The sequence below is a fragment of the Microbacterium sp. UBA3394 genome (genome assembly GCF_002358725.1).
In the GTDB taxonomy this organism is placed as follows: domain Bacteria; phylum Actinomycetota; class Actinomycetes; order Actinomycetales; family Microbacteriaceae; genus Microbacterium; species Microbacterium luteum.
Window position 1 is genome coordinate 1 of sequence record NZ_DEPK01000168.1, and the last position, 10,510, is coordinate 10,510.

The 10,510-nt window shown below is 71.9% G+C and carries 8 protein-coding genes; 2 read left to right on the top strand and 6 right to left on the bottom strand.

The window, feature by feature from the left end; all coding sequences use genetic code 11:
* Positions 1-5: 5 nt before the first annotated feature.
* From B4E30_RS09995 to B4E30_RS10010, 4 genes are all read right to left on the bottom strand, one after another.
* Entirely contained in the window at positions 6-854 is an 849-nt protein-coding gene (locus B4E30_RS09995) for an energy-coupling factor transporter transmembrane component T (RefSeq protein ID WP_414683206.1), read from the bottom strand.
* Positions 851-2,617, bottom strand: coding sequence for an ABC transporter ATP-binding protein (locus tag B4E30_RS10000; RefSeq protein WP_286795118.1), 1,767 nt, complete (start codon positions 2,615-2,617; stop codon positions 851-853). The genes B4E30_RS09995 and B4E30_RS10000 overlap by 4 nt, the downstream gene beginning before the upstream one ends.
* Positions 2,618-2,946: 329 nt before the next feature.
* A complete protein-coding gene (locus B4E30_RS10005) occupies positions 2,947-4,215 on the bottom strand; it encodes a cation:proton antiporter (RefSeq protein WP_286795120.1) in 1,269 nt (422 codons plus the stop codon).
* Positions 4,216-4,416: 201 nt separating this feature from the next.
* The gene (locus B4E30_RS10010; RefSeq protein WP_286795122.1) at positions 4,417-4,971 is read right to left on the bottom strand and encodes an ECF transporter S component; all 555 of its coding nucleotides are present in this window, start codon (positions 4,969-4,971) and stop codon (positions 4,417-4,419) included.
* Between the two features lie 144 nt (positions 4,972-5,115).
* Between B4E30_RS10010 and B4E30_RS10015 the strand changes: the two genes are divergently transcribed.
* Positions 5,116-8,697 (top strand): S8 family serine peptidase, encoded by a 3,582-nt coding sequence (locus tag B4E30_RS10015; protein ID WP_286795124.1) that lies wholly within the window; start codon positions 5,116-5,118, stop codon positions 8,695-8,697.
* Between the two features lie 58 nt (positions 8,698-8,755).
* On the opposite strand, the gene B4E30_RS10020 is transcribed toward B4E30_RS10015, so the two are convergent.
* Both B4E30_RS10020 and B4E30_RS10025 read right to left on the bottom strand, forming a co-directional pair.
* Complete coding sequence (locus B4E30_RS10020; protein ID WP_286795126.1) at positions 8,756-9,757, bottom strand: pirin family protein; 1,002 nt, start codon at positions 9,755-9,757, stop codon at positions 8,756-8,758.
* A gap of 7 nt (positions 9,758-9,764) precedes the next feature.
* A complete protein-coding gene (locus tag B4E30_RS10025) occupies positions 9,765-10,085 on the bottom strand; it encodes a GNAT family N-acetyltransferase (RefSeq protein ID WP_286795128.1) in 321 nt (106 codons plus the stop codon).
* 87 nt (positions 10,086-10,172) lie between these two features.
* Here B4E30_RS10025 and B4E30_RS10030 point away from each other — a divergent pair.
* Positions 10,173-10,510: DEAD/DEAH box helicase (locus tag B4E30_RS10030; protein ID WP_286795130.1), on the top strand; the 338-nt coding region annotated here is incomplete at its 3' end.

Genomic DNA, 10,510 nt, shown 5'->3' on the forward strand with positions numbered 1-10,510 from the left:
GGCGCTCAGGCGAGCGTCCAGGGGAAGGTGGTGGCGAACACGGAGGCGGACACCGCGAGGAAGGCGAGCACGAAGACGACGTCGCGGGCGCGGAACGGCACGAGATGCCGCTCGGTGCGATCCGGATACGCGCCGAAGGCGCGCGCATCCATCGCCAGAGCGACCCGTTCGGCGTGCCGGATGGCGCCCGCCAGGAGCGGCACGATATAGCCCGCCCAGCGGTGCGCGGCGGCGATCGGCCCGCGGCCGCCGTGGCTGCCCCGCACGCGATGCGCCTGGCGGATGATCTCCAGTTCGTAGCCGAACCGCGGCACGAAGCGGAACGCGGCCAGCGCGGTGTATCCGATGCGATACGGCACCCGGAGCTGCTGCACGCCCGCACGCACGAGATCCGGGCCCGTCGTGGAGAGGCCGACGATCAGCGCGAGGGACACGATCGCGGCGATCCGAGCGCCGGTGGCCAGTCCCACCAGCATCGCGCCGCCGTACATCGTCCAGCCGCCGATCTGCCACAGGACCACGCTCTGATCCACGCCCGACGCGTCGGTCCAGATCGCGAACCCGACGCCCATCACGAGCGCCGCGACCGGAACGAGCACGAGGAGTGCGACCAGCCGCCGCGTGAACCGCACGCCGATCAGCAGCACGATCGCGGTGAGGGCCACGAACGTCAGCGGGGTGGCGAGGTCGCGCACGAACACGAGCAGCACCATCGCCGGCACGGGTGCCAGGAGCTTCGCGAGCGGGTTGATGCCGTAGAGGAACCGCACCGGCGACGCGGGGCGAAGCGCGGCGTACGGGTCGACCTGCACCGCACCGGTCTGCGCCTGCGGGATCGTGAGCGGCTCGGTCACCTCTCACCGCCGGGCAGGTCGGCAAGCCGGGCCACCCCGGCGAGGTCCGGGTGCGACGCGAGGCCGTGGAGGGCGCGACGCAGCGGCGGCATCCGGAGCCCGGTGCGCTCGAGGAGCGCGTCGTCGGCGAACACGTCGGCGGTGTCGCCGTCGGCGGCGATGCGGCCGGCGTCGACGACGACCATCCGTTCGGCGTGCTCGGCGACCAGCTGCATGTCGTGCGTCACGACGAGGATCGTCGTGCCGTCCGCGCGCAGCTCGGCGAGCAGGCGCAGCAGCTCGTCCGCGCGGGCGCGGTCCTGGCCGAAGGTGGGCTCGTCGAGGGCGAGCACGGGGGCGCCGCCGATGAGCGCCGTGCCCACCGACAGGCGCCGCTTCTGTCCGCCCGAGAGCAAGAACGGATGCGCATCCGCTCGCTCGCTCAGCCCGAACCGGGCGAGCATCTCGTCGACGCGTTCCCGGACCGCCGCTTCGTCCAGGCCCGTTCGGCGCAGGCCGTGCGCGAGCTCGTCGTAGACGGTGTGGGCGATGAACTGGTGCTCGGGGTTCTGGAACACGAACCCGATCCGGGAGGACAGCCGCCGCGGGTCGACGCGCGCGATGTCGGCGCCGTCGACGCTCACCGATCCGCGGGGCGGGCGGATGACGCCGGCGATCGCCTGCACGAGCGTGGTCTTGCCGGCGCCGTTCGCGCCGACGATCGCGACGAACTCGCCGCGACGCACCTCCAGGTCGACGCCGTGGAGCACGTCGGTGCGGCCGCGTCGCACGTCGAGGCCGCGCACGCGCACCACCGGGTCCCCCGTGGCGCGCGTCGCGGCGGGTGCGGAGGCCTCACGCGGCGCGGCGACCGGCGCGGTCGTCTCGAGGGCATCGCGAAGTTCCGCGGGCGTCAGGGGAAGCGGGTCGAGCGCGTAGCCGGCGCGGCGCAGGCGCAGCGCCGCGAGCGCGGAATGGGGGAGCCACACCCCGAGGCGGTGCAGCTCGTCGGCCCGGCGGCGCAGCACGTCGTCGACGGGACCGTCCGCGAGGAGGCGCCCTGACGCATCCAGCACCACGACGCGGTCGACGAAGCCGATGGCGGCGTCGAGGTTGTGCTCGACCAGAACGATCGCTCGGTCGCCGGCCGCGACGAGGTCGCCGAGGGCCGCGTAGACCTCGTCGATGCCGCGCGGATCGAGGTTCGCGGTGGGTTCGTCGAGCACGAGCAGCGGCGAGCCCATCGCCAGCGCGCACGCGATCGCCAGCCGCTGACGCCCGCCGCCGGACAGCCGGTCGGGGTTCTCCCGGCGCCGGTGCCACAGGCCGACGCGGCGCAGGGCCGCCTCCGCGCGGGCGAGCACCTCGGCGACCGGGAGCTTCAGGTTCTCGGGTCCGAACGCCACCTCGTCGAGGAGCGTTCCGGTGACCAGCTGCGCATCCGGGTCCTGGAACACCATGCCCACCCGCGTGCTGAGCGCGGCCACCGTGGTCGCAGAGGTGTCGACTCCCTCGATGCGCACGGTGCCGTCGACGGTGGCCGGCAGCGCGTGCGGGATGAGGCCGTTCAGCGCCAGCGCGAGGGTCGACTTTCCCGACCCGCTCGGACCGAGCAGCAGCACGACCTCGCCCGGGGACACGTCGAACGTGACCGACGCCGGCGTCGCGACGCGCGCCTCGTCGTGCGTGATCGCGACCTCGTGCAGGCGCGCGAGCGGCTGGCCGACGACCTGTCGGACCGCCGGTGCGGCGGACCGGTCGCTGTCGGCACGGACCACGGGCATCCCCTTCGGGATTCGGGACTTCTTCGACCGCTGCGCGGCGAAGTGAGGTCTTCCTAACTTAGCTCACCCTCACTCCCTCCCGCTGGCTGCCGCGTTCTCGGCCCGCGCGAGCGGCCGTCGCGCGTTCCAGCGAGTGGGCGTACGTCGGAGATTCGGCCCGATGTCGGAAAGATCTGCCCGAATCCTCCGACATCGGCGCGATTCTCCGACATCGGCGGGCCGGATGCGGGTGGCCGGTCCGGCGGGATGGATGCGGGTGGCCGGGTTGGGTGCGGGTCGAGTGCCAGCGGGCTGGATGCGGGTGGCCGGGCGGGGTGAGGGAGGGCGGGTCAGGGGGTGGTGTGGTCGTGGCGGCGGCGTGGCACGCGAGTCGGCACCGACTCCGCCGCGAGCGGGTCGGTGGATGCGCGCTGCCGCGCCCAGCGGTGATAGCGCCGGATGAACGGCACCGACGTGAGGGCGTGCAGGGTGATGCTGAGCGCGATCGTGGTCACGATCGTCGGGATGACGACCTCGTCGTCGGGGACCCCCTCGCCGATCGCGATGAGGAGGAACACCAGCGAGGCGAGCCCGCGGGGTCCGAACCAGCCGATGAAGGCCACCGTGGGCAGTCCGACATGTCGGCCGGCGAGCGCGAGGGCGACCGGCAGCATCCGCACGACCGTCAGACTGAGCACCGCGTACACCACCACCTGCCAGGTGATCAGCGGGAGCGCCAGCGTGATCGCGACGGCTCCGAAGATCACCCAGGTCGCCGCGGCGAGGAGGTCGCCGGCGCTCTCGGTGAACACGCCGACCTCGGTGCGGGGCGATCCGACGATGCGCCCGAAGGTGAGGCCGCCCACGAACGCCGCGATGAAGCCGCTGCCCCCGAGAGCTTCGGCGATCGCGAGCGCGAGGATGGCGGCGACGAGCGGCAGGATCTGCCGCCACCGGCCGTCGATCCACCCCTTGGCTGAGGCGAGGCGGAACAGCGCCCCGCCCGCGACGCCCGCGATCACGCCCGCGAGCAGTCCCCATCCGATCTGTTCGGCGACGCTCACCGCGACGGCGGACGGGATGCTCGACTCCAGCTCGGCGTTGGCCACCGACACCGCGACGAGGAACAGGGGCACGGCGATCCCGTCGTTCAGTCCGCTCTCCACGTCGAGCGCCTGACGCACCCGGGGCGGGACCGCGCTGTCTTCCACCACGCGCTGGCCGAGCGCGGCATCCGTCGGCGCCAGCATCACGGCGATCATGACCACCGAGATCACCGCGATCTGCGGGAAGAGCGCGAGGCCCACGCCGATGCCGGCGAGCACGGTCAGCGGCAGGCCGACCAGCAGCAGACGGCTCGGCCATTCGAGCTGGCGGCGCAGCGCCCGCAGATCGATGCGCATCGCGTCGCTGAACAGCAGCAGCACGAGGGCGATCTCGGCGACGCGTTCGGCCCCGGACGGATCGATGTCCAGATCGAAGGCCGAGGGCAGGATGAGTCCGGCAACGACCCCGATGACAGCCAGGAATAGAGCGGCCGTCACGCCGCGCTTCTGCAGCGGCCCCGACAGCGCGCTCCACACGGCCAGGGCCACGAGCACGACGAGCACGGCGATCACCCTCGGACGCTATCGGACCTCGCGGCGCCCGGCCGGCCGCCCCTCCGACGTCGGAGAATCACGCCGATGTCGGAGGATTTCGGGCAGATTCTCCGACATCGGGCCGATTCTCCGACCTCCCGGGGTGAGGGTGCGGAGGCGCGTGGCGGGGCTGGCGGGTGAGGGTGCGGAAGCGTGGGGCCGGGGCTGGGAGGGCGGGGGTCAGCGGCGGCGGGCGGTGCGGCCGACGCCGGCGCGGCGGAGGGCCTCGCCGATCGCGACGGCAACGGCGGTCCAGGCGACCGGGCCGACGATGAACATCGCGATGTAGACCACCTGGGCCCACGGGGCGAACCGGCCGAGGTCGGCGACCAGCGCGATCGGCACGGCGAGCACGACGCCGACGATGACGGCCGAGACGAAGTAGCGCCACCTCTCCCAGTGGCGGTAGCGCCCGATCGCGGCGACGAGCTCCTGTAGCCCGCCGATGAGGATCGCGGTGCCGATGTAGCGCCCGATCCACGGCGGCACGAACGCGCTCGCGACGAGGGCGGCGAGCACGTGGGAGATCAGCGAGACCCAGGGCATGCGCAGCAGCACCTGGGCGATCACGCCGGGCAGCACGTGCACGCCGAGGACGAGTCCATAGAGCACCGGCACGGCGGCCGACACGAGTCCGCTGACCGCTCCGGCTCCGGCCGAGACGGCACCGGTCGCGACGCCGATCGCGGCGCAGGTGAGCAGAACGCTCGTCGAGATGCCGGATCGGGGGGACACATGCCCAGCGTAGCCCTCTCCTCTCATCGGTTTCTCACGGGACGACCGTTCCCTGGGAGGGAACTGTGAGTTACGTTTGTGCGCACTGCGCGCCGACGATGCCGCGCAGTCCTTCCCATCCCTTCCCCGTTGGGAGCTCACTGCATGAGCCGAAACACCGTGAGAGCGGCTGCGGTCATCACCGTCGCCGCCCTTCTCGCCGGAACCACCGCCACGACCGCCTTCGGCGCGACCGGATCGGAGGAGGTGAATCCGCCCACCCCGATCGACTCGCCGACCGGCACCTACATCGTGCTGCTCGAAGAGGATCCCGTCGCCACCTATGACGGGGGCGAGCCGGGACTGCGCGCCACCACGCCCGCAGACGGCGAGAAGCTCGACACGCAGTCGACCGAGGTGAAGGAGTACGCCGGCTACCTCCAGGAGCGGCAGCAGGATGTCGCGGCCGAGACCGGCGTCAGCCCCGAAGCGACCTACCAGATCACCCTCAACGGGTTCAGCGCCAAGATGTCGCCGCAGGAGGCCGCGAAGGTCGCCGGTGCCAAGGGCGTCGTCGGGGTGTATCCGGACGAGATCCGCCACCCCGTCGCCGTCCCGTCCACGGAGTTCCTCGGTCTCGAGGGGTCCGGCGGCGTGTGGGAGTCGCTCGGGGGAACGGATGCCGCCGGCGAGGGCGTCGTGGTCGGCGTCGTCGACACCGGCATCGCCCCGGAGCACCCGTCGTTCGCGGGTGAGCCGCTGAGCGCCACGCCGGGCGACGAGCCCTACCTCGACGGCGACGACGTCGTGTTCGCCAAGGCCAACGGCGACGAGTTCCGCGCCACCCGGGTGACCGGTCAGGACTGGGGCGTCGAGGACTACTCGACGAAGCTCATCGGTGCGCAGTACTTCTCCACGGGTGCCGCGAGCGCCGGATTCGACTTCGGCTCCGACTACCTGTCGCCGCGCGACGGCGACGGCCACGGATCGCACACGGCGAGCACCGCCGCCGGCAACGCCGGCGTCGACGCCTCGATCGAGGGCATCGACTTCGGTGCCGTCTCGGGTGTCGCGCCGGCCGCGAAGGTCTCGGCGTACAAGGCCTGCTACGTCGGGCCCGACCCGCTGGTCACGACCGACGACATCTGTGCGCTGAGCGACCTGCTCGACGCCATCGACACCGCCGTCAACGACGGCGTCGACGTCATCAACTACTCCATCGGCGGTGGCGCGGCCACCACGACGTGGTCACCCGACGACCAGGTGTTCTTCAATGCCGCCGTCGCCGGCGTGTTCGTCTCGGCGAGCGCCGGGAACTCCGGGCCCGACGCGTCGACCGCCGACCACGCCGCCCCCTGGTACACGACGGTCGCCGCGTCGACGATCCCGACCTGGGAGGGCACGGTCTCGCTGCCCAACGGCTTCCTCGAAGCCGGCGCGTCGGTGACGGTGCCCTTCGGCGAGTCGCTCACCGCCCCCGTCGTCTACGCCGGAGACATCCCGGCGGAGGGGGTCTCCGCCGCCGACGCGGCGCTGTGCTACCTCGACTCCCTCGACCCCGAAGCGGCCGCCGGCGCCATCGTGGTGTGCGACCGCGGCGTCATCGCGCGCGTCGAGAAGTCGCAGGCGGTCGCCGAGGCGGGCGGTGTCGGATCGATCCTGGTGAACGTCACCCCGGCATCCCTCGACAACGACTTCCACTCCGTGCCCACGGTGCACCTGCCCGACACCGTGCGGGAGCCGCTGCTGGACTACGTGCGCAACACCCCCGACGCCGAGGCCACCCTCATCGGCGAGAACACCACGGGCGAGGAGACGCCGGTGCCGCAGATCGCGGGCTTCTCCAGCCGCGGACCGATGCTCGCCGACGGCAGCGACGTCATCAAGCCCGACATCGCGGCCCCCGGTGTGGCGATTCTCGCCGCCACCCAGAACGGTGCGAGCGAGGATCCGACCTTCGGCATCCTCTCAGGCACGTCGATGGCCGCCCCGCACGTGGCGGGCCTCGCCGCGCTCTACCTGACCGCGAACCCGGGCGCGACACCCGACGAGGTCAAGTCGGCGATGATGACCACGGCGTCGAACACCGTGAACGCCGACGGCTCGGCGAACCTCGATCCCTTCGCGCAGGGCGCCGGTCAGGTGGAACCGACCGACTTCCTCGACCCGGGCGTGCTCTACCTGAACGGCCCGGTCGACTGGGCGGGCTTCGTCGAGGGCACCGGCAACTGGGACTTCGGCGGCATCGATCCGATCGACCCGAGCGACCTGAACCTCGCGTCGCTCGCGATCGGGACGCTGTCCAAGGAGCAGACGGTCACCCGCACGCTCACGGCCACGCGCCCGGGCACCTACACGGTCGAGGCCTCGATCCCCGGGGTCGACGTGTCGGTCTCGCCCGCGAGCCTCACCTTCGGCGCCGCCGGCGAGCAGCAGTCGTTCGAGGTGACGATCAGCAACGCCGACGCTCCGGTGGAGCAGTGGGCGACGGGCTTCATGACGTGGACCGGCGATGACGGCACGACGGCGCGCTCGCCGCTGGCCGTGCGTCCGGTCACCGCCGACGCGCCCGCCGAGGTCTCCGGCACGGGCATCACCGGATCCACCGAGGTCACGATCGACTCCGGCGTCTCCGGCGAGCTACCGCTGAACCTGTCCGGCCTCGCTCCGGTCGAGCTGCTCACCGACCCGGCCAACCCGGTCGAGGGGCACACCGGAGATGAGAACTCCGGCGATGCCGACGGCAACGTGTTCTGGTTTGCGGATGTGGCCGAGGGCACATCCCTCGCCCAGTGGACGCTCGACTCGTCCGACGACGCCGGGAGCGACCTCGATCTCCTCGTGTATCGCGTGGTCAGTCGAGAGGACACCCGCTACTACGAGCAGTTCGTCTCGGCGACCGCGTCGGCCGACGAGCAGGTCAGCCTCATCGCGCCCACCGCCGGAACGTACCTGATCGTGGCCAACATGTACTCGATCACGCAGCCCCTCACGTGGGACCTCACGCAGGCGCTGGTCACTCCGGAGGGCGAGGGGTCGTTCACCGCGACACCGAACCCGCTGCCGGTGTCCCGCGGTGAGCAGGCGACGTACGCACTGTCGTGGACGGGACTGCAGGCTGAGACGTCGTACCTCGGCGTGGTGCAGTACGGCGAGTCGCAGGTGCGCACGATCGTGTCGGTGGACGCCGGGGCGGCCGCCCCGGAGGCCGTCACGGCACCCGAGATCACCGGAACCGCGAAGGTCGGACGCACCCTCGAGGTGACGCCGGGCGAGTGGGACCCCGCCGACGTCGAGCTGACGTACCAGTGGCTGCGAGACGGCGCGGCGATCGAGGGGGCGACATCCACGACCTACACGGTGACGCGCGACGACGTCGGCACGGCGCTGTCGGTGCGGGTGACGGCCACCGCCGAGGGCAACGCCAACGCCGGCACCGCGCTCAGCAACGAGGTGTTCGTGAAGGTGGGCTCCGACACCGAGGTGTCGATGAACCGCTACATCGGCACGTCGAAGCACGACTACACCGTGACGGTGGAGGTCACGGCCGATGACGGGTCGGTCGCCGACGGCACGGTGGAGGTGTGGGTCGGTTCCACGAAGCTGACCGGCACGCTCGCCGACGGTGCGGTCAGCTTCGACCTGCCGGAGCAGAAGAAGGGCATCAAGGTCGTCATCGCCACATACACCGGCAGCGACACCGTCGCCCGCTCGGTCGGGGTGAGCGGCTTCCTCGTGCTCCGCTGACGCTGTCGACGAAGCGTCCGGGCCGAGCGTGGTCCGGGCGCTTCGTCGTCTCCGGAGGTCAGAGGCGCCGCCGGCGGCGGGTGAGCCGCACCTTCGGCAGCGGCGGGGCGGGGATGCGCTCGTCGCCGTGGCCGACGACCTCGCCGAAGCGCTCGCCGTGGGCCTCCCACGCATCGCGGGCCTCGACGATCTCCTCATGGCTGCGGCCGACGAAGTTCCACCACATCACGATCTCGTCTTCGAACGGCGCGCCGCCGATGAGGAACAGCCGCGCCCCCGCCGCAGAGGCGACGCGCACGTGATCGCGCCGCGTGCCGAGGTAGAGCATCCGCTTGTCGTCGAGCGCGACGGTGTCGGCGCCGTCGATGTGCGCGGGGGAGACGTGCACGCTCGCGTCGCCGTCGACCGCGATGAGCGCGTGCTCCCACGCCGCCTCGAGGGGGATGCGCACGGTCGCCCCGGCGGGGATGTGCAGTTCGGCGCCGACGATCGGCGTGTAGACGGATGCGGGCGAGGCGACATCGCCGAGGCGTCCGAGCACGACCGTCGCCTCGCCGTCGTCTCCGGTCTCGGCCGCCAGCGGCAGCGTCGGCAGATCCTCGTGACGCTCGAACGCGAGAGCACCGTGGCGACGCGACTCGGGGAGGGCGACCCACAGCTGCAGGGCATCGAGGTCGACGGCGTCGTCGCCGTGCGAGTACTCCGAATGGGCGATGCCGGCGCCGCTGGTCATGAGGTTCAAGGCGCCGCGACGCACCATCACGTCGCTGCCGACGGTGTCGCGGTGGCGCACCTCTCCGACGAACGGCCACGTCACGGTCTGAAGCCCGATGTGCGGATGCGGCTCGACGCGCATCCGGGTGCGCTGCGGCCCGAAGCGGTCGAGGAAGCACCAGGCGCCGACCAGTGGCAGTTCCCGCTGCGGCAGCGCCCGGAAGACGGCCATCGCGCGGACCCCGCCCAGCGGCACCTCGCGCGAGGTCATCACGACGGCGCGCGGCCCGTCGCACTCCGCGGCGCTCTCGGCGACGACCTCGCCGGCATCGTCCAGACGCGTCATGGTCGTCTCAGGCGCCGGGCGCGCCGCGCGGCCAATCGACCGACAGCCCCTCGACGGTGTTCTCGCCGAGGTACTTGGTCACGAACGGGCACCGAGGCACGATCGTCTCGTCGCGGGCGGCGATGTCCGCGAGCGCCTCGGCGACGAGGATCGACGCGAGGCCGCGTCCGGTGAACGCCGGGTCGACCTCGGTGTGAACCATCTGCAGGCGACCGCGGTCGTCGGCCTCCCAGCGGGTGAATCCGGCGAGCACCTCGCCCACGTGGATCTCGTAGCGGGATGCGGCGTCGTTTCGGGTGATGCGCGGGGTCTCGGAGGTGTCGGTCACGGGGGTTCCTTCCGTCGCTGGGACAAACGTACGTCCGGTGCGCGCGATTCCGCGAGGGTCGAGATCCACCCGTGAAAGAGTGGTGGAATGTCGTCGCTGCTCGAGCTCGTTCCCGTCGGCGCCGATGAGGACACCGTCTACGACGGCTTCGTGTCGTGGGCGGAAGCCCGCGGCATCCGCCTCTACCCGGCGCAGGACGAGGCGGTCATCGAACTCGCCGCCGGGTCGAACGTGATCCTGTCGACCCCCACCGGCACGGGCAAGTCGCTCGTCGCGATCGCCGCGCACGCGGCCGCCCTCGCGCGCGGAGGCGTCACGTTCTACACCGCGCCCATCAAGGCGCTCGTGAGCGAGAAGTTCTTCGCGCTCGTGGAGGTCTTCGGCGCCGGGAACGTCGGCATGGTCACCGGCGACTCGTCGGTCAA

Bases quoted from the DNA above. Each gene is read 5' to 3' on its own strand.
- B4E30_RS10000 (WP_286795118.1), bottom strand. From the start codon at position 2,617: ATGCCCGTGGTCCGTGCCGACAGCGACCGGTCCGCCGCACCGGCGGTC.
- B4E30_RS10015 (WP_286795124.1), top strand. From the start codon at position 5,116: ATGAGCCGAAACACCGTGAGAGCGGCTGCGGTCATCACCGTCGCCGCC.
- B4E30_RS10020 (WP_286795126.1), bottom strand. From the start codon at position 9,757: ATGACGCGTCTGGACGATGCCGGCGAGGTCGTCGCCGAGAGCGCCGCG.